Source organism: Janthinobacterium sp. 35 (assembly GCF_002754575.1).
In the GTDB taxonomy this organism is placed as follows: Bacteria; Pseudomonadota; Gammaproteobacteria; order Burkholderiales; family Burkholderiaceae_D; genus Janthinobacterium; species Janthinobacterium tructae.
This window is the reverse complement of record NZ_PEFN01000001.1, coordinates 788,968-805,880: the sequence shown is the minus strand read 5'-3', so window position 1 is coordinate 805,880 and position 16,913 is coordinate 788,968. Positions and strand designations below refer to the sequence as shown.

At 62.7% G+C, this 16,913-nt stretch carries 20 protein-coding genes; 9 read left to right on the top strand and 11 right to left on the bottom strand.

Translation table 11 applies throughout. The annotated features are described in order from the left end of the window. Nucleotides 1–14: 14 nt before the first annotated feature. Together CLU93_RS03570 and CLU93_RS03565 are read left to right on the top strand one after the other, a co-directional pair. Nucleotides 15–581, top strand: a complete 567-nt coding sequence (locus CLU93_RS03570) for a glycine zipper domain-containing protein (RefSeq protein ID WP_099764216.1) — start codon at nucleotides 15–17, stop codon at nucleotides 579–581. Nucleotides 582–778: 197 nt separating this feature from the next. Further along, complete coding sequence (locus tag CLU93_RS03565) at nucleotides 779–1,132, top strand: hypothetical protein (protein WP_099760025.1); 354 nt, start codon at nucleotides 779–781, stop codon at nucleotides 1,130–1,132. A 21-nt stretch (nucleotides 1,133–1,153) separates the two neighbouring features. Here the strand turns inward: CLU93_RS03565 and CLU93_RS03560 are convergent, their stop codons facing one another. After that, entirely contained in the window at nucleotides 1,154–2,020 is an 867-nt protein-coding gene (locus CLU93_RS03560) for a universal stress protein (protein WP_099760024.1), read from the bottom strand. Nucleotides 2,021–2,188: 168 nt separating this feature from the next. Here CLU93_RS03560 and phbB point away from each other — a divergent pair, with 168 nt between their 5' ends. Beyond that, nucleotides 2,189–2,935, top strand: coding sequence for an acetoacetyl-CoA reductase (gene phbB, locus CLU93_RS03555; protein ID WP_099760023.1), 747 nt, complete (start codon nucleotides 2,189–2,191; stop codon nucleotides 2,933–2,935). Between the two features lie 173 nt (nucleotides 2,936–3,108). Here the strand turns inward: phbB and CLU93_RS03550 are convergent, their stop codons facing one another. The 7 genes from CLU93_RS03550 to CLU93_RS03520 all read right to left on the bottom strand — a co-directional run bounded on the left by CLU93_RS03550 (nucleotide 3,109) and on the right by CLU93_RS03520 (nucleotide 8,354). Then, nucleotides 3,109–3,489, bottom strand: coding sequence for a TraR/DksA family transcriptional regulator (locus CLU93_RS03550; RefSeq protein ID WP_257224869.1), 381 nt, complete (start codon nucleotides 3,487–3,489; stop codon nucleotides 3,109–3,111). Nucleotides 3,490–3,599: 110 nt separating this feature from the next. Then, nucleotides 3,600–4,019 carry a VOC family protein gene (locus CLU93_RS03545; RefSeq protein ID WP_099760021.1) on the bottom strand — a complete coding sequence of 140 codons (420 nt, stop codon included), beginning with the start codon at nucleotides 4,017–4,019 and terminating at the stop codon, nucleotides 3,600–3,602. 80 nt (nucleotides 4,020–4,099) lie between these two features. After that, nucleotides 4,100–4,573, bottom strand: coding sequence for a hypothetical protein (locus CLU93_RS03540; RefSeq protein WP_099760020.1), 474 nt, complete (start codon nucleotides 4,571–4,573; stop codon nucleotides 4,100–4,102). Further along, a complete protein-coding gene (locus CLU93_RS03535; protein ID WP_099760019.1) occupies nucleotides 4,558–5,382 on the bottom strand; it encodes a hypothetical protein in 825 nt (274 codons plus the stop codon). Before CLU93_RS03535 ends, CLU93_RS03540 begins: the two co-directional genes overlap by 16 nt. Nucleotides 5,383–5,470: 88 nt before the next feature. After that, complete coding sequence (gene otnI / locus CLU93_RS03530) at nucleotides 5,471–6,262, bottom strand: 2-oxo-tetronate isomerase (protein WP_099760018.1); 792 nt, start codon at nucleotides 6,260–6,262, stop codon at nucleotides 5,471–5,473. 233 nt (nucleotides 6,263–6,495) lie between these two features. Beyond that, nucleotides 6,496–7,872, bottom strand: a complete 1,377-nt coding sequence (locus CLU93_RS03525) for a DEAD/DEAH box helicase (protein WP_099760017.1) — start codon at nucleotides 7,870–7,872, stop codon at nucleotides 6,496–6,498. A 227-nt stretch (nucleotides 7,873–8,099) separates the two neighbouring features. Continuing rightward, nucleotides 8,100–8,354 (bottom strand): hypothetical protein, encoded by a 255-nt coding sequence (locus CLU93_RS03520; protein WP_099760016.1) that lies wholly within the window; start codon nucleotides 8,352–8,354, stop codon nucleotides 8,100–8,102. A gap of 213 nt (nucleotides 8,355–8,567) precedes the next feature. On the opposite strand from CLU93_RS03520, the gene CLU93_RS03515 reads away from it, so the two are divergent. Both CLU93_RS03515 and CLU93_RS03510 read left to right on the top strand, forming a co-directional pair. After that, nucleotides 8,568–9,221 (top strand): hydrolase, encoded by a 654-nt coding sequence (locus CLU93_RS03515; protein WP_099760015.1) that lies wholly within the window; start codon nucleotides 8,568–8,570, stop codon nucleotides 9,219–9,221. Between the two features lie 45 nt (nucleotides 9,222–9,266). Beyond that, the gene (locus CLU93_RS03510) at nucleotides 9,267–11,117 is read left to right on the top strand and encodes an amidohydrolase (RefSeq protein ID WP_099760014.1); all 1,851 of its coding nucleotides are present in this window, start codon (nucleotides 9,267–9,269) and stop codon (nucleotides 11,115–11,117) included. Nucleotides 11,118–11,131: 14 nt separating this feature from the next. On the opposite strand, the gene CLU93_RS03505 is transcribed toward CLU93_RS03510, so the two are convergent. The 3 genes from CLU93_RS03505 to CLU93_RS03495 are packed head-to-tail and all read right to left on the bottom strand — an operon-like array spanning nucleotide 11,132 to nucleotide 13,655. Then, entirely contained in the window at nucleotides 11,132–12,493 is a 1,362-nt protein-coding gene (locus CLU93_RS03505; RefSeq protein ID WP_099760013.1) for a vWA domain-containing protein, read from the bottom strand. Then, nucleotides 12,493–13,107: a TadE/TadG family type IV pilus assembly protein gene (locus tag CLU93_RS03500; RefSeq protein ID WP_243420162.1), complete on the bottom strand. Its 615-nt coding sequence runs from the start codon at nucleotides 13,105–13,107 to the stop codon at nucleotides 12,493–12,495. Before CLU93_RS03500 ends, CLU93_RS03505 begins: the two co-directional genes overlap by 1 nt. After that, on the bottom strand, nucleotides 13,104–13,655 hold the full coding sequence (locus CLU93_RS03495) for a TadE family protein (RefSeq protein WP_243420163.1): 552 nt from the start codon (nucleotides 13,653–13,655) through the stop codon (nucleotides 13,104–13,106). The genes CLU93_RS03500 and CLU93_RS03495 overlap by 4 nt, the downstream gene beginning before the upstream one ends. Before the next feature lie 216 nt (nucleotides 13,656–13,871). Between CLU93_RS03495 and CLU93_RS03490 the strand changes: the two genes are divergently transcribed. The 4 genes from CLU93_RS03490 to CLU93_RS03480 all read left to right on the top strand — a co-directional run bounded on the left by CLU93_RS03490 (nucleotide 13,872) and on the right by CLU93_RS03480 (nucleotide 16,858). Continuing rightward, a complete protein-coding gene (locus tag CLU93_RS03490) occupies nucleotides 13,872–15,569 on the top strand; it encodes a sensor histidine kinase (protein ID WP_099760012.1) in 1,698 nt (565 codons plus the stop codon). A gap of 39 nt (nucleotides 15,570–15,608) precedes the next feature. Next, a complete protein-coding gene (locus tag CLU93_RS03485) occupies nucleotides 15,609–16,298 on the top strand; it encodes a response regulator (protein ID WP_257224868.1) in 690 nt (229 codons plus the stop codon). 175 nt (nucleotides 16,299–16,473) lie between these two features. Beyond that, nucleotides 16,474–16,620 (top strand): hypothetical protein, encoded by a 147-nt coding sequence (locus CLU93_RS28140; RefSeq protein ID WP_180287797.1) that lies wholly within the window; start codon nucleotides 16,474–16,476, stop codon nucleotides 16,618–16,620. 70 nt (nucleotides 16,621–16,690) lie between these two features. Further along, a complete protein-coding gene (locus CLU93_RS03480; protein WP_099760011.1) occupies nucleotides 16,691–16,858 on the top strand; it encodes a Flp family type IVb pilin in 168 nt (55 codons plus the stop codon). Nucleotides 16,859–16,913: the final 55 nt, after the last annotated feature.

Below are 16,913 nucleotides of genomic sequence, written 5' to 3'. Positions count from 1 at the left end.
AGGAGGGCCGTATCATGTCACGCATCATCGCAGGTCATTTTCAGTTGCAGGAACAGATAGACGCCGCGCGCGCCGCCCTGAACCAGGCGGGTTTTTCCGATAGCCGCATCAGCGCCTTCTTCGTCAACCAGCCGGGGCAGCACGATTTGCACGCGCTCGGCGGCGACCGCGACATCTCGCCCGGCGCCAAAGAAACGCCGGAAGGCGTGGTGGAAGGCGTAGCCGTCGGGGCCGCCGTGGGTGCCGGCGTCGGCGCCGCCGCCACGCTGGCGACGGGGCCGCTCGGTCCCGTCGTCGGCGCGCTGGTGGGCGCTCACGTGGGCTCGCTCTACAGTTTCAATAAAATGAAGGAGGCGGGCGAGTCCGAAAAACATGGCGAAAACAAGGGCGAAAACCGCCGCCAGCCGCGCCACCCTGGCATGCTGATCGCCGTCGCGCTGGGCGGCCTCGACGAGCGCGAACGGGCGCTCGAGGCGCTGCACCGGCTGGGCGCCGAGCATATCGAGGAAGCGGAAGGCACGATCGCCCATGGCGACTGGCACGATTTCGACCCGCTCAGCATTCCCGTGCTGGTGGCGTGAATCGGCGCCCTTGTGGCGCAAGATGCATAAATGCCGCGCTGCATGCAATTTTAGGTATGATACTTGTTAGTATTGGTAATTATTGGTAAACAATGCCGACAGGGATAGTTTCCGCGCGCCCGTAGTGACACTGGACCAAGGTGACTGCCTGTAGTACTTGCCTCGCATGCTAACGAGTATGGATAGGAGGGCGCGTCATGACACAGGCATGGTTCATTCTGACACGGGCCGATGGGCGCGACATCTGCGCGCCCTCGCCGGCACAGCTGGCCGATGCGCTGGCCGAGGTCTACCGTGGCGCCACGCCGGACGGCGGCCCGGCCGCCGTCGTGTTGCGCTTTGGCTACGACGACGGCTTGATGTATCAGGTCGAGGTCGCTAGCGGAGGCGAAGTCACTTTCGAGGAATGGTCGGACCGCGATTGCGAAATCGCCCTGGCCAGTCCGCGCCACATGTCGGCCTTGCCGCAGGGCGACGCGCTGCAGCTCTGGCAGTGGCTGGCGCAGCGCCAGGTGGCGAAGATCCGCAGCCAGCCCTGGCAGGGCGGCTAACCCTGCCGTCTTTCCAAAGGTCTAGTGCGCCATCAGCACGGGGATCGTCATGCTCTGCAAAATCGTGCGCGTGACGCCGCCGAGGATGGTTTCGCGCAGGCGCGAATGGCCATACGCTCCCATCACCAGCAAGTCGGCCGACAGGTCGGCCGCCTGCGACAGCAGCGCTTCGCCGATATCGCCGCGCCGCACGCCACCGCCATCGAGCAGATGCAGCCGCGCTTCCACGCCGTGGCGCGCCAGGTAGTGCGTCAGCTCGGCGCCCGGCTGTTCGCCGTGTTCGGCCGCATGCACCTGGGCATCGAAGATGGCGACGTGGACTTGCCCGGCGCGCTGCAGCAGGGGCAGGGCGGCGCTCACGGCGCGGCTCGCTTCCTTGCTGGCGTTCCAGGAAATGAGCACATTGCGCGCGGCCGCCGGCGGCGCCAGCAGGGGCAGCGGCGGCGCGTACGGCACGATCAGCACGGGGCGGCCCGAATGCAGCAGCACATAGGCGGGAAAGTCGCGCATCACGGACGGCGATTTATCCTTGGCATTGTACTGGCTGATGACGACCAGGTCCGCATAGCGGGCCAGCAGGCTGATGCCGCCCGCCGCCTCGTCGTCGAGCACGCGCTGTTCGAACGAGGCGACGCCGGCCGCGCGCACCTGTTGCTCGAAACCGTCGAGGGCGCGCGTCGCCCGTTCGCGCAAGAAGTTCAAATGCAAGCTCAGGTTCGGGTCGGCGTCGAGGTCGGGCTGGTTCTGGTACAGCAGGCGCGACACGCCCGTCAGCGCCACGCCCGTCAGGTGGCCGCCGCACGCCTGGGCGATGCTGGCAGCCGCGTCGATGCGGGCGGCGCGCCCGGCGCTGTCGTCGATGTGGAGCAATACGGTCTTGTACGTCATGGCCTGTCCTCTCGCTGTGCGGTAGGGGCCATTCTGGCACAGTCCGGGGTGCCGGCCGCGCACGACTGCATCAGGCTGAGCACTTGATCTGGCGCAAAGCTGGAGATAAAAACTGCTCCTACACTTGATCCCACGCAGAACAACCATAACAAGCGGGGAGAGACAGCAATGACGGAACAAAAGGTAGCACTGGTCACGGGCGGCATGGGCGGCCTGGGCACGGCCTTGTGCCGCCGCCTGCATGCGGCGGGCTTTGCCGTTGTGGCGGCACATACGCCGGGCAATGCGCGCGTGGCAAGCTGGCTCGACGAGCAACAGGCGCAGCAGTATTATTTTCACCCGCTGGCCATCGACGTGGGCGATTTCGCTGCCTGCAGCGAAGCCGTGTCCAGCGTGCTGGCGCAGTTCGGCCGCATCGACGTGCTGGTCAACAATGCCGGCATCACGCGCGACCAGAGCATGCGCAAGATGGAATTGCCGCACTGGGCCGAGGTCATGCGCACCAATCTCGACAGCCTGTTCAACATGAGCAAGCAGGTGCTCGAACCCATGCTGGAAAAAAAATGGGGCCGCATCATCAATATCTCGTCCGTCAATGGCCAGAAGGGCGCGTTTGGCCAGTGCAACTATGCGGCCGCGAAGGCGGGCGTGCATGGCTTCAGCAAGGCGCTGGCGCTGGAAGTGGCGCGCCACGGCATCACCGTCAACACGGTCTCGCCCGGCTACCTGCGCACGCAGATGGTGACGGCCGTGCCGGCCGATATCCTGGAAACGAAGATCCTGCCGCAGATTCCCCTGGGCCGCCTGGGCGAGCCGGACGAGGTGGCGGCCCTGGTGGCTTACCTGGCCTCCGACGAGGCGGCGTTCGTCACGGGCGCGAACATCGCCATCAATGGCGGACAGCACATGAGTTAATCAGCGTACAGCTGGATACTTGAAGCAGGGCAATGGCAGTAGAGGAGACCCGTCCACCCAGCCGGCACGCACGATGCTGGCGCAGGACGGAAGGCAATGGTAGTCACGCTGGAAAACAGGGGGCAGGGCAGCGATGCCTTGCCCTTTGTTGTTGCGCAACCGTCATGCTCGCGTCATGCTACGCCGCGCCGGGCTTTTTCCAGCCGCGTCTGGCAATCGATGCACAGGTGCGCTTCCGGGCGCGCGTTCAGGCGCGACAGGCCGATGGCTTCGCCGCAGTTGTCGCACAGGCCGTAGCTGCCATCGGCGCACTTGGCCAGCGCGTGCCGGATGATGGTCAGCTGCGCCAGGTTGTGCTCGGCCGCTTCGCTGACGAGGGCGTTCAAGGTGCGCACGCTGGCGTTGTCAGCCGGCGAGGCTTCGATTTCATTGAGCAGCGAGGCGCGTGCATCGGCTTCGGCCGTCTCGTTCTCGATCTGTTCCAGCAACGCCAGTTTGCGTTGCTCCAGCACGCCGCGCAGGCGTTGCAACTGGTCTTGCGGCAATCCATTCATGGCCATCACCCGGTAGAGGTTACTTCCATCATGGTAGTCCAAGATCGGCCACTCTGCTTGCGCTACTGCCCGCGCTGCGTTTGACGCGGCGCAGGCAGGCACGGGCCGTTCTATGCTGGTTCTTTCAGGCAGTTGACCATCCAGGCGACGCCGAACTGGTCTTTCAGCATGCCGAAGCGCTTGGCCCAGAACGTTTCTTCCAGCGGCATCTGGATGTTGCCGTCACGCGCCAGCGCGTCGAAGGCCCGTTCCGCTTCCTCCGGCGTGTCGAGGGTCAGGCAGACCGAGCAGCCACTCATGCCCTTGGCGCCATCCTCGGTGCAGCCGCCGTCCGAGCCCATCAGCATGGTGGGCCCCAGCTGCACGGAGCCGTGCATGATCTTGTCGTACCAGTCTTCCTTGACTTGCTCCTGGCCCGGCGAGCCGCGAAACGGCATCAGGCACAGGTCTGTGCCATGCAGGTGCTGGCGGTAGTATTCCAGCGCTTGCGCGCAATTTCCATTGAATTGCAAATACGGTTCGATACGCATATTGGCCTCCTCTGGTGGTTCCGCCGGCACGATTGCCAGGCAGGGACGTCCCAGTATAGGCGCTGGCCGGTCAAATTCAATCAGTCCGGCGCCATCTCTTGCAGCCGCTCACGCACCTTGCCCAGGGTGCCGAGGATGCGCTCGGGATTGCGGGCGAGGACGGCGCTGCCCAGATGCAACAAGCTCGTCGCCAGGCTGATCCAGTGCCGCACATCGTCGTTGCGGGCGATGCGCAGGCGTACCGTGTCGAGCAGGCCGCTGAGCTGGCGTTGCGCCGTTTCCAGACCGGCCACCGTATGCCCGGCGGCATCGGCATACAGCTGGTTGGCTTGCTGGCGCAAGGCCACTTCCAGGGCGAAGACGGCTTGCGCCTGACTGTGGCTGATACCGTTTTCTCCCTGGCTGGCACGCTTGCGGATGGCGCGCATGACGGCGCCATGCAAGGTGACGGCCGCCTGCGACAGGCTGTCGGCCAGTTGCTCGACGCGCATGGCGCTGCTCAGGGCCGCTTCGCGGCGTTCGCTGTTGTTGCTCCTGCTTACCGATCCGTCCATCTGGCCTCCGTGGTGGTGAGGGCGGCGGCGAGCCGGGCGTGTTCGCGCCCCAGTGCCGCCAGTTGCCGGCGCGCCAGGGTATGGCGCAAGCCGAACAGCCGGTATTCCTCGGTTTTGTTCTGTTGCATGTTTTTCGCCAGCACGGCCAGCAGGCGCTGCTGCGGCGTGTCGGCATACGCGATTTCCACGTCCAGCAAGCCGAGCACCATGTCGCGCTCGTTGTCGCCGCTCTTGTCGTACAGCGCCAGCAAGCTGTCGAGCGCGGCCAGCAGGGCTTGCAGCGGCGCATCGCCGTCGTGCAGTACTTGCGCCAGGTGTGCCTGCTGGCTGGCCGCGCCGGCCAGGCGCGCGAGTTGCAGCAGCAGCAAGGTGTAGGCGCTGACATGGCGGTCATCGATGCCGCTGCCCGGCCAGGCGCGGATGGCGGCGCCGGCACTGGTCAGTTCGGGCTGCACGTCATACGCGTCGTCCTGCGCCAGCCGGCCCAGCGCCTGCAGGTACAGGCGCACGGCTTGCGCCAGGCGCGCGACATCGGCTTGTGCGGCGCGGCGCTGGGCATCGAGCAGGCGTTCGCGCGCGTCTTCGGCCGGCGACAGATAGGGACGGGCGCGCCGGTAAGTGTCGACGTGGCGCTGCGACAGTTCGCTGAAGGCGGTCAAGGCATCGGTGCCGGCGGCCAGGGCGCGAACCTGCGCCAGCTCGGGGCGTGAAGTGGCGCAGCCGCACAGCACGGCAACCAGGAAGAGGCTCAGGCTCAGGTACCTGTGCAGGCCAAGGGCGCGGCCATGGCGGGTGGGCAGGGCGGACACGTCACCTCTCGACAGAAAATACTGTATGGAAAGGTATTGTCGTGCCGGCCTGCGCTGTGCGCCTTGTGCGGGCGCAAGTGTGCTGCGATCAGGCGCCGCTTGTGCCCGTTAATTGCTCGCGCCAGCCCAGTCCGGCCACGGTGTCGCTGACGGGACGGTATTCGCAGCCGACCCAGCCTGCGTAGCCGATCTGGTCGAGCAGCTTGAACAGATGGCGGTAGTTGATTTCGCCCGTGCCCGGTTCGTGGCGGCCCGGCGTGTCGGCGATCTGGATGTGGCGGATCAGGGGCAGCAGGGCGCGGATGGTGTTGCTCAGTTCGCCCTCCATGCGCTGCATGTGATAAATGTCGTACTGCAGGAAGATATTGCTGCGCTGGCAGTCGGCGATGATATCGGCCGCTTGCTGACTATGGTTCAGAAAGTAGGCGGGCATGTCGTAGCGGTTGATCGGTTCGATCAGCACGTGGATGCCATGCGGCTGGCAGGCATCGGCTGCATATTGCAGGTTGCCGATCAGGCTTTGCCGCGCCCGTTCCAGGCTCATGCCGGGTGGCACGATGCCGGACATGCAGTGCAGCTGTTTCGCGCCCAGCGCCAGCGCGTAGTTGAGCGCCAATTGCACGTTGCTGCGGAATTCTTCGCCACGGCGCGGATCGCAGGCGATGCCCCGTTCGCCGTGGTCCCAGTCGCCGGGTGGAAAATTGAAGACGGCCAGCTGCAGATGGTGGCGTTCCAGCCGCATGGCGATCTGTTGCGCCTCGACGGCATAGGGAAACAGGAATTCGACGGCATCGAAGCCCGCTTCCCTGGCGGCGGCAAAGCGGTCCAGGAAGGGCATTTCGGTAAACATCATGCTGAGATTGGCAGCGAAGTTCGGCATGGCAGCACGCAGGTGAGGATGATGGACACTATCCTAGCCCAAATCGGCAATCGGTGGCGTGCATAAAAAATGCGCTCGCCAACAAGGTTGGGGAGCGCACTTCAAGAAAGACAAACGCCGCCTGAAAGCATAGCGAGCGGGAGTGATATTGCGTCGAGTAGCGCAGCCGTACTCAAGTACGGCGAGCAACGCAAACGCAATAGCGCCCCGCGCAGTAGCTTTAAGGCCGCGTTTTAACGGCCGCGGCCGCCGGAACGGTGATTGGCTGCCGAACGCGGCGCATTGCCGGAACGGTTGCCGCCGCCGCCGCCACCGCCGCCCGCCGGGCCGGCGCTGCGTGGCTTGGCGCCGCTACCGCCGGTTTTCACGCGCACCACGGCGCCCGCTGGCGCGCGGCTGTTGTTGCGGTGACCGCCGGTGCCGCTGCGCAATTGCACAGGCTGGGCGCGGGCGTTCAGGTCTGGCTCGAAGCCTGCGATGACTTCGCGCGGCAGGGTTTGCTTGATCAGCTTTTCGATGTCTTTCAACATTTCGTGCTCATCCACGCAGACCAGCGACACGGCTTCGCCCTTGGCGCCGGCACGGCCCGTACGGCCGATACGGTGCACATAGTCTTCCGGGATGTTCGGCAAGTCGTAGTTGACGACGTGCGGCAACTGGTCGATATCGATACCGCGCGCGGCGATGTCGGTGGCGACCAGCACTTGCAGGGTGCCATCCTTGAACTCGGACAGGGCGCGCGTGCGCGCCGACTGGCTCTTGTTGCCGTGGATGGCCAGGGCGCCGATGCCGTCCGCGCCCAGTTGCTCGACCAGTTTATTGGCGCCGTGCTTGGTGCGCGTAAATACCAGTACTTGCGTCCAGTTATTCGACTTGATCAGGTAGGACAGCATCGGGTGCTTCTTGTCGCGGTCGACCGGATGGATCTTTTGCTGGATCACTTCCACGGTCGAATTGCGGCGCGCTACTTCGATCATGGCTGGCTTGTTCAGCAAGCCGTCGGCCAGGGCCTTGATCTCTTCCGAGAACGTGGCCGAGAACAGCAGGTTCTGGCGTTTCGGCGGCAGTACGGCCAGCACTTTCTTGATGTCGCGGATGAAACCCATGTCGAGCATGCGGTCGGCTTCGTCCAGAATCAGGATTTCCACTTTCGACAGGTCAACCGTGCCCTGGCCCATGTGGTCCAGCAGGCGGCCCGGCGTGGCGACGAGCACGTCGACGCCGTGTTTGAGCTGCTTGATTTGCGGGTTGATGCCGACGCCGCCGAAGATCACGGTCGAGTTCAGCTTGGTGTATTTGCCGTAGGTGCGCACGCTTTCCTCGACCTGCGCGGCGAGTTCGCGCGTCGGTGCCAGGATCAGGGCGCGGATCGGGCGCGTGGACGTGTTGCTGGTAATGGCTGCGCCATTCGCGTCAGTCGACAGGCGGTGCAGCAAGGGCAGGGTGAAGCCGGCCGTCTTGCCGGTACCGGTTTGTGCGCCGGCCAGCAAGTCGCCGCCAGCCAGCACGGCGGGAATCGCCTGCGTCTGGATCGGGGTCGGCACGGTGTAGCCGTGTTCGGTAACGGCACGTACGATAGCGTCGGACAATCCGAGGGAGGAAAAGGACATGGTAACTTTATTGTGAGATCGGCCTGTCGCCATCGGGGGGCGCCAGTCGCAGGCAATCAGATTAGGGGTCGAAAGACAGCGGCAAGGGGACTGGTCATATGTGCCGCACACGCGAAGTATAACAGCATGGCAAAAACGCGCCGAGTTTGTTTCAGCTTTGCAATGTCGCAAGTAAAGAAAAGGGAGGGCTGGCGCGCCTCCCCTTGTTGCTGGTCATGCCATGGCGCTTAGTCGTCGATCTCGTCGACGGCGTAGCGCACGCCATGGGCATCGAGCCAGGCGCGCACGGTCTCCAGGCCGTGCCACGGATCCGGGCGCAGGTGCTGGCATATATACAGGCCGGCATCCGTCAGCCGGATATCGGTCTCTGGCATGGCGCTGCCGGGTGAGCGCGGCGCCTGCGGCAGCGCCGCCAGCAGTTGCGCGATGTGCTGGCGTTGGTCCTGCGCCAGGCTGGCCGTGATCCTGAATTCAAATCCCATGTTCTTCCCCTTGTGCGTATGGCGGTGGTCTATTCTATATCATCGAAAAAATTGACTATAACTTGGTATTCTTTCCGTTTTTGTTTTCGTTTTTGTGCATGCATACTGCATGGCACTGGCCCGGCACGCACAGCTTCGCAGCATATCAGGAGCAGAAGCGCCACACAGTACCATCTTTTTTCATATTCAATTATTTTCACCAAGGAAAACATCATGCCTATCGCCACCGCCCAAGCCGCCCAAAAACTGCTGACCCCGAACGACCATACCCTGATCATGATCGACCACCAGTCGCAGATGGCGTTCGCCACCCGTTCCATCGACCTGGCCCTGTTGCGCAACAATGCGGCCCTGGTGGCCAAGGCGGCGGCTGAATTCAAGGTGCCGACGATTTTGACGACGGTGGCGGCGACATCGTTCTCCGGTCCGATCTTCGATGAAATCCAGACCGTCTTCCCGGACCAGGCGCCGATCGACCGCACCACGATGAACACCTGGGAAGATGCGCGCATCGCCGACAAGGTGAATGGCTACGGCAAGGGCAAGATCGTGCTGGCCGGTCTGTGGACCTCCGTCTGCATCGTCGGCCCCGCGCTGTCGGCGCTGGAGCAGGGTTTTGACGTCTACGTGATCGCCGACGCCAGCGGCGACGTCTCCGATGAAGCCCATGCGATGGCCATGCAGCGCATGATACAGGCGGGCGCGCAGCCGCTGACGTCCGTGCAATACTTGCTGGAATTGCAGCGCGACTGGGCCCGTGGCGAGACCTACAACGAGACGGTGGCGACGGCCGTGGCACACGGCGGCGGCTACGGCCTGGGCCTGATCTACGCCAAATCCATGTTCAACGCCAGCGAAGGCCATTGAGATTTCATCGATGTATCGTCCAACACCTGATTCAGGAGAAGCAGCATGAGCGCAAGCACGATTTTACTCAATGGCCGTTTCCACACGGTTGACCGGACGCAGCCGCTGGCGTCCGCCGTCGCCATCGCCGATGGCAAATTTCTCGCCGTGGGCGACGTGGAAGACGTGATGCGCCATCGCGGTCCGGCCACGCAGCTGATCGACCTGGCTGGCCGCACGGTGATTCCCGGCCTGAACGACTCGCACCTGCACCTGATCCGGGGCGGCTTGAACTACAACCTGGAATTGCGATGGGAAGGCGTGCCTTCGCTGGCCGACGCCTTGCGCCTGCTCAAGGAACAAGCCTTGCGTACGCCGAATCCGCAATGGGTGCGCGTGGTGGGCGGCTGGACCGAATTCCAGTTCGCGGAAAAACGCATGCCGACGCTCGACGAAATCAACGCGGCCGCGCCCGATACCCCCGTCTTCATCCTGCACCTGTACGACCGCGCCCTGCTCAACCGCGCCGCCCTGCGCGCCGTCGGCTACGATAAAAATACGCCGAACCCGCCCGGCGGCGAAATCGTGCGCGACGCTGCCGGCAACCCGACCGGCTTGCTGATCGCCCGGCCGAACGCCATGATTTTATATGCGACCCTGGCAAAAGGCCCGAAGCTGCCGCTGGAATGGCAAGTCAATTCCACGCGCCAGTTCATGCGCGAACTGAACCGGCTCGGCATCACCAGCGCCATCGACGCGGGCGGCGGCTTCCAGAATTATCCCGAGGATTACGCCGTCGTCGATGAGCTGGCGCAAAAAGAGCAGCTGACCATCCGCATCGCCTACAACCTGTTCACGCAAAACAAGGGCGCGGAACTGCAGGACTTCCAGAAGTGGACCGGCATGGTCAAACCGGGCGACGGCACGGATTACTATCGCCATAACGGCGCTGGCGAAATGCTGGTGTTTTCCGCTGCCGACTTCGAGGATTTCCTCGAGCCGCGTCCCGAGCTGGCGGCCGGCATGGAAGACGAGCTGGAAAAGGTCGTGCGCCACCTGGTCGAGCAGCGCTGGCCGTTCCGCCTGCACGCCACCTATGACGAATCGATCAGCCGCATGCTTGACGTGTTCGAAAAGGTCAACCGCGACACGCCGTTCGGCGGCTTGCACTGGCTGTTCGACCACGCGGAAACCATCAGCCCGAAAAACATCGACCGCGTCAGGGCGCTGGGCGGCGGCATCGCCATCCAGCACCGCATGGCTTTCCAGGGCGAATATTTCGTCGAGCGCTATGGCGCCAACGCAGCCAAGGCCACGCCGCCCGTGCAGCGCATGCTGGACGCGGGTGTACCGGTCGGCGGCGGCACGGATGCCACGCGGGTGGCCAGCTACAACCCGTGGACGGCGCTGTACTGGCTGGTGTCGGGACGCACCGTGGGCGGCCTGGCCCTGACGGAGGCGGCGGGCAGATTGTCGCGCGACACGGCGCTGGAACTGTGGACGGCGGGCAGCGCCTGGTTTTCCAGCGAGCAAGGCAAGAAAGGGCGCATCCGCGCGGGCATGCTGGCCGACCTTGCCGTGCTGTCGGCCGATTATTTCGCCGTGCCGGAAGAGGCGATCAAGTCCATCGACTCCGTGCTGACCATGGTGGGCGGCAAGATCGTCTACGGACAGGCAGAATTTGCGACCCTGGCGCCGCCTTTGATTCCCGTGCTGCCCGAGTGGTCGCCCGTGCGCACGGTGCCGGGCCACTACCGTCCTGCGGCCAGGCCGGCGCAAGCCCTGCTGCCGCACCAGTGCGCGGGCGCCTGCGGCGTGCACGCGCATGCCCACGACCGGGCGCGCAAGTCGGCCGTGCCGATTTCCGACTTTTCCGGCTTCTGGGGCACCTTGGGCTGCAGCTGCTTTGCCTTCTAGCAGATGGCCAGGCTTTATTTGGAAATACGCAAAATGGCCGAGGCGAGGCGCGTAAAGCAGGGGCTCAGGTCGCTTTCCGTGGCCGCATAGCAGTACAGGCCCACGGGTTCGGTCGGCTTGCGGCAGCGCACTGGCGCATCGGCCGTATTGGCCATGCAGCGCAGCAAGTCTTCGCCCACCTCGTTGTCCGGGCCTTCCTTGGCCTTCAGTCCCGCGCCCATGCCCAGGGTAAATATGTAGGTGTTTTCCAGCCGCGACTTGCTTGCCATCGCTTCGGGCAAGTTGCGCGCTGCACGGTGCACATTGTCGTATTGGAGCGTGCGTGTGGAAATGTCTGCAGTCACCTTGCGCGGCGTATTGGTCAAGATGGGAAATTCCCCTGGCGCCGCGGCATCGGCCTGGGCCTTGGTTTGGTGGGCGTTATACCAGGCAGGCAGCTTGTTGATCAGGCTAGCCGCGCACCAGTTGGAGGGAAGACTTTGCGAGGCAGCATCAATGCGATACAGCCCGCTCGTTGCCCTGCCGCTGGAGGGCCGCGTGGCCGAGACGGCCAGCGCCCCGGCCTCCGTGCAGTTGCCGCTGGTGGCGGGGAAAAAATACGAGGACAAGGCAGTGGGCGCACCGTCGGAAAAGAAGACGATGACGCGCAGGCTGGAGCGGTCGGACTGGCTGATGCCATTGAGCTGTTCGCGTGCCCGCCACATGCCTTCCGAGTAATTCGTATTGCCGCTAAAACCGTAGTTGTCGATCGCAGTGCTCGCTTGCGTGCGGTTGAAGCCCCGGTCGAGCTTCTTGATCGGCAGGTCGATGACGGTGCCGCTGGAAAAATGCAGCAAGCCGATCCGGTCCACGGTGGAATTGAATTTATTCAGGAATGACTTGCCGGCGGCCCGCACGGCGGCCGCATTGCTGGACAGCGACCCCGACGTATCCATTACCAGCACCATGTCCAGGTCCTTGCGGATGGTTTGCGCGGCAGCTGCCACGTTCAGGGTCTTGAAGCCGAGTATGCCCATCAGCGAGACGGGCATCGAGGCAGTAGCCGAGACGTCGATGGTGACGGTGCCCCTGTCGAAAACCACGCCGACGGGATTGAGTACGGGCGTGGAGAGCAGGAATTTGTCGGGATAGTTGATGTTAAAAAATTCCTTGGCCGATTGGCGCGCGTTGGCCGCCTGCGCTGCCTGTGTGTCGCCCAGGGTCACGCCGCGCGCCGCCGCCAGGCTGGCCGAGTCGACGGCCGCATTGAGCTTGGCCTTGACGAAGTAGCCGAGCGCCGAATCGATGGCCAGGCCCGCCGAGGCGATCAGGACGACGGCCGACAGCGCCACCATGATCAGCACTTGGCCGCTTTGCCGCTTGTGTGGAATGCGCATCAGAATACCGTCATCGAATTAAGGTCGGGGCCCAGGATGGGCGTCGTGCTGTTGCCAATTTTCAATGTGCCGAAGAGCATGTCGAAATTATAGAAAGTCTCCACGGCGTAGATCAGTTCGCCATCGGACAGCTGGCCCGACATCAGTGACACTGCGGGGGCACTGTCGGCCTTGGCGATATTGGTGCACGTGCCATTGCTCCAGCTGCCGCAGCGCCACACCTGGCTGGCGGGCAGGTAGCCGCTCACTTTTGCGCCGGCGTCCCAGCGGTACTGTTCCAGCACGATATTGCGCAAGCCGCTCTTCGCCGTGTAGCCCATGATCTTGGTGATATAGATCATGCCACGCTTGTTCATGTCCAGCGGCGGCGTGCTGGCGGCCAGCGCATCCATGATGCTCTGGCCCGAGCCGCTCAGGTCGGTGGTCGAGCGCGAGGCCAGGTTGGCGCCCTCGCGGCTGATGTTGAGCAGGATGATCTTGGCCTGGATGGCGCGCGACAGGTCGACCACCATGAACAGCAGCACGGCCAGCAGTGGCAGCACGATGGCAAATTCCACGGCGGCGATGCCGCGCGCGGCACGCTGTGGCAGAGGGCGCGAGCGGTGGCGCATCATAAGCCGCCAAAGCTTTCATTGCGCATGGTGGCGGCGACGACGTTGGACGATTTGCCGTCCTTGTAGAAAGCGGCCATCATCGGCGTGGCGAATTTCCAGTTGTATGCGACGGAGATGACGACGATATCGCCGCTGTTGCCGAACATGCCGGCACTGGTGCCGCTGGTGCCGTTCACCGTGATGACGGGATTGACCTTGTCGTAGATGCCCATCGAACTATCCTTCATTTTTTGAATGACGGCCTGGTAGCGCTGCTGGTTGCTGCTGGCGGGATCGAGATCCTTGTTGCCCGTCACGGCATAGCGCGCGCCTTCGCGCACCGCATGCTGCATGGTGAGATTGGCGAAATACGCCATGCTCAGTTCAATCATGCCGATCATCAGCAGCAGGAAAGCCGGCGCGATGATGGCGAACTCGACGATGGCGGAGCCGCATTGCCTGAATCTGCCTTGCGGGGGGCGGAGGGATTTGGCCTGGTTGAGCATCATGTCTGGTATCCGTATCAAGGCGCGCGCCGGCATCGGTGTGATGGTGGGCCTGTCGCCCATGGGGCGGGCTTCATTGTAGCTCGCTTCGAGTGCGCAAGGTTGGCACTAAAGTGCATATAAATCAAGTTTCTTGTAATAAATGTAGTTAATTGAATACGCCATACCCCTGAGTAAGGTTCCTGAGAGTAAGATGCGGAGGCTTAAGAAATTAAAAAATAATCAACCATTGTCCTGTCGACCCAGCCGATGGTGTTTTTGAAAAGTGAATAAATCAGCATGCTGCAACAGCAACAACTGCACGAGGAACCGAATGCCGATACGGCATTGCCATTGGTCGATCAGGCAGATTTGGTCATGATCTCTGGCATGCGCCTGCTGCTGTCGGTGACGGCGCTATTAACGCTGATCATCAACCCCGGCAAGCTGGGTGTGCCGAATCAGCTGGCCTGGTTGATCCTGTGTTCGTATGTGCTGCATAGCGCAGTACTGTTTGTTTTTCTTTATTTCAAGCATCCGGTGGTGCATGGCAAGCTGATATCCTGGCTGGACGTGCTGTGGTGCGGGCTGATCGTGTATGGCACCGGCGGTGCCGAAAGCTATTTTTTCCCTTTCTTTTTCTTCGTCATCCTGGCGGCGGCGTTTCAGCGCGGACTCGATGAAGGTGCGCGCATCACGCTCGCCTCCTGTGTTCTGCTGGTGCTGGCATCGGTGGCATCGACCCCTGAGCTGATCATTTCGCACCTGTTGCTGCGTACGACCTTTGTCATGGCACTCGGCTACATGATTGCGTACTGGGGCGGCCTGGGGCTGTTGCAGAAGCGCCGCCTGGCGCTGTTGCGCGAGGTCAGCCAGCAATCGAATCCCCGCTTTGGCGTCGACCATACGGTGGCCTCGGTCTTGCAGAAAGCGCGAGTTTTTTTTGACGCCAGCAGCTGTATCCTGGTCATGCGCGAGGGCGATGCGGCGCAGTGGCAGTTGCGTACGGCGCTCGAAGAGAAAGGCGGACACGCGGGGCGTGTCAGCCAGCTGAGCGAAGCGGCAGTGGCGCCGCTGATGGTGTTCAATGCCAGCCAGAGCGTGCTGTACGCGCCGTCCTTGCGCGCGCGCCTGGGGCTGGCGAGCGTGCTCACGGGAGTCGAACGCGCCAGTGTGAAATGGCAGCGGCTCGATGCGCATGGGCCGCAGGGCACGGCGCTGGCCGAACTGCTCGATGCGCGCTCCTTCATCAGCGTGCCCCTGCCTTTGCATAAGGGACTGGGCCGCATCTACGTGATCTCCGCGAAGAACCGGCTGACCCGGGCCGACGCCAGGTTCCTGCTGCATATCGTGGCGCAAGTGTTCCCCCTGATTGAAAACATCGCCATTCTCGACAAGCTGGCGTCCGGCGCGGCGTACCGCGAGCGGCAAAAGATTGCGCGCGACTTGCACGATTCGACCATCCAGCCGTATATCGGCCTGCGCCATGGCTTGAGCGCCTTGCGCGCCAAGGTGGCCGCCGACAGCCCCTTGCTGGCCGATCTCGACAAGCTGATCGACATGAGCGGCCAGGTGATTGGCGACCTGCGCCGGATGGCGCAGACGGTGCGCGGCGGCGCGGAGCGGGAACAGGTGACCTTGCTGGTGGCGTTGCGGCGCCAGGCGGAACAGCTGAAGAAGTTTTTTGGCATCACGATCGAGATCGTCTCGGACAGTGCGTTTGATCTCAGTGACCGGCTGGCAGCCGAAGTGTTCCAGATCGTCAATGAAGGCATGAGCAATATCCGCAAGCACACCACCGCCCGCGAGGGCCGTGTGACACTCGTTTGCGATGCGCATGCCTTGTCGATATCGATAGAGAATGCGGGCGAAACGTCGTCCCGCGCCGAGTTCATGCCTGCCTCCATTGCTGAACGCGCCATGGCGCTGGGCGGTCGGGTGCAGGTCAGCCAAGGCGCTGATGGCGCCACCGCCGTGCATATTGAAATTCCAGTCTGACGGCAAGAGCGTCACGGCTGACCCGTTAAAGGCCATCGTATGTCAAGTTTGCATCCCATCCGCGTCATGCTGGTTGATGATCATAAAACCATGTTGTGGGGACTGGAAAAACTGCTGGAAGAGGCGCAACCGGCAATGCAGGTGGTCGCCAGCACCAGCACGATAGGCGGCGCGCTGGAGCTGGCCGAGAGCTTGCGCCCCGATATTGTCGTGCTGGATGTGGACCTCGCCGGCGTGTGTTCCGTCGACTTCGTCCCCGCGCTGCTGGCCAATGGCGTCACGCGGGCGGTGATGTTCAGCGGCACGCGCGACCAGGAGGTGCTGGGACGCGCCGTGCGCAGCGGCGCGCGCGGCGTGATCGGCAAGGAGGCGGCGGCGGAGCAGGTGATCGATACCATTGCCAGGGTACATCGGGGCGAATTGTGCCTGGACCAGGCCTTGCTGGGCAGTCTGCTGGGAGCGCTGATCAAGCCGGCGCCCATGCCGGCGCCGCCCGATCCCGAAATGGCGCGCATTGCCCTGCTGACCCTCAAGGAACGCAAGATTGTCGCCATGATGGTCGAAGGCAATGGGGCACTCAACAAGACCATCGCGCAGCGCGCTTTCATTTCCGAGCAAACCTTGCGCAATCACTTGACATCGATTTACAGCAAGCTGGACGTTGCCAACCGCCTGGAGCTGTATGTGTACGCGGTGAAGAACGGGCTGGCGGCGCCCCAGGAATGCTGAAGCCAGTACAAATGTACTGCTACCGTATAGGAAAATAGGCTCTTTTGTACCGGCAACAAAATGACTTTTGTCTGATTGGTATCAATGTGTATTTCCATACAATACCTTTATCAGCAATCGGTGATCGTCGCTGAGTTAGCCAGATTGAAAATGCGAACGGTGACAGGAGCTGGAAATGTGCTTGAACGATGGTGGGACGGGTGAGCTTGCGTATTTCTTGCAAGATCAAAGTGGTAACTCATTTTTCGAACATGCTTTGCTGCTGTCGCTGATGGCCGTGGTGTTCCTGCTTGCGTTGCTGGCCATCTGCAAGGGTTCATAAGTGAGCAATTTACTGCTTGCATCAGCAGTCCCATATGACGTTGTTAACACTTACTCTGAATGGATTAATCATGAATTTCATCAAAAATTTTATCGCTGAAGAAGATGGCGTGACCGCAATTGAATACGGTCTGATCGCAGCGCTGATCGCTGCCGTGATCGGTGTGGCCGTGGCCTCGATCGGCACCAACCTCGTGACCGTGTTTGACAAGATTGCCGCCAAGATTACCGCAACCTAAGCATATGCATCAGGGCAAGCCGCACGCCAAGCGTGTACTTGTCACTGTGATGGCC

Bases quoted from the DNA above. Each gene is read 5' to 3' on its own strand.
- CLU93_RS03505 (WP_099760013.1), bottom strand. From the start codon at position 12,493: ATGCGCATTCCACACAAGCGGCAAAGCGGCCAAGTGCTGATCATGGTG.
- CLU93_RS28140 (WP_180287797.1), top strand. From the start codon at position 16,474: ATGTGCTTGAACGATGGTGGGACGGGTGAGCTTGCGTATTTCTTGCAA.
- CLU93_RS03480 (WP_099760011.1), top strand. From the start codon at position 16,691: ATGAATTTCATCAAAAATTTTATCGCTGAAGAAGATGGCGTGACCGCA.
- CLU93_RS03495 (WP_243420163.1), bottom strand. From the start codon at position 13,655: ATGGGCGACAGGCCCACCATCACACCGATGCCGGCGCGCGCCTTGATA.
- CLU93_RS03570 (WP_099764216.1), top strand. From the start codon at position 15: ATGTCACGCATCATCGCAGGTCATTTTCAGTTGCAGGAACAGATAGAC.
- CLU93_RS03545 (WP_099760021.1), bottom strand. From the start codon at position 4,019: ATGCGTATCGAACCGTATTTGCAATTCAATGGAAATTGCGCGCAAGCG.
- CLU93_RS03485 (WP_257224868.1), top strand. From the start codon at position 15,609: ATGTCAAGTTTGCATCCCATCCGCGTCATGCTGGTTGATGATCATAAA.
- CLU93_RS03540 (WP_099760020.1), bottom strand. From the start codon at position 4,573: ATGGACGGATCGGTAAGCAGGAGCAACAACAGCGAACGCCGCGAAGCG.
- CLU93_RS03500 (WP_243420162.1), bottom strand. From the start codon at position 13,107: ATGATGCGCCACCGCTCGCGCCCTCTGCCACAGCGTGCCGCGCGCGGC.
- CLU93_RS03490 (WP_099760012.1), top strand. From the start codon at position 13,872: ATGCTGCAACAGCAACAACTGCACGAGGAACCGAATGCCGATACGGCA.
- CLU93_RS03510 (WP_099760014.1), top strand. From the start codon at position 9,267: ATGAGCGCAAGCACGATTTTACTCAATGGCCGTTTCCACACGGTTGAC.
- CLU93_RS03525 (WP_099760017.1), bottom strand. From the start codon at position 7,872: ATGTCCTTTTCCTCCCTCGGATTGTCCGACGCTATCGTACGTGCCGTT.
- CLU93_RS03550 (WP_257224869.1), bottom strand. From the start codon at position 3,489: ATGAATGGATTGCCGCAAGACCAGTTGCAACGCCTGCGCGGCGTGCTG.
- CLU93_RS03520 (WP_099760016.1), bottom strand. From the start codon at position 8,354: ATGGGATTTGAATTCAGGATCACGGCCAGCCTGGCGCAGGACCAACGC.
- CLU93_RS03515 (WP_099760015.1), top strand. From the start codon at position 8,568: ATGCCTATCGCCACCGCCCAAGCCGCCCAAAAACTGCTGACCCCGAAC.
- CLU93_RS03560 (WP_099760024.1), bottom strand. From the start codon at position 2,020: ATGACGTACAAGACCGTATTGCTCCACATCGACGACAGCGCCGGGCGC.
- otnI (WP_099760018.1), bottom strand. From the start codon at position 6,262: ATGCCGAACTTCGCTGCCAATCTCAGCATGATGTTTACCGAAATGCCC.
- phbB (WP_099760023.1), top strand. From the start codon at position 2,189: ATGACGGAACAAAAGGTAGCACTGGTCACGGGCGGCATGGGCGGCCTG.
- CLU93_RS03565 (WP_099760025.1), top strand. From the start codon at position 779: ATGACACAGGCATGGTTCATTCTGACACGGGCCGATGGGCGCGACATC.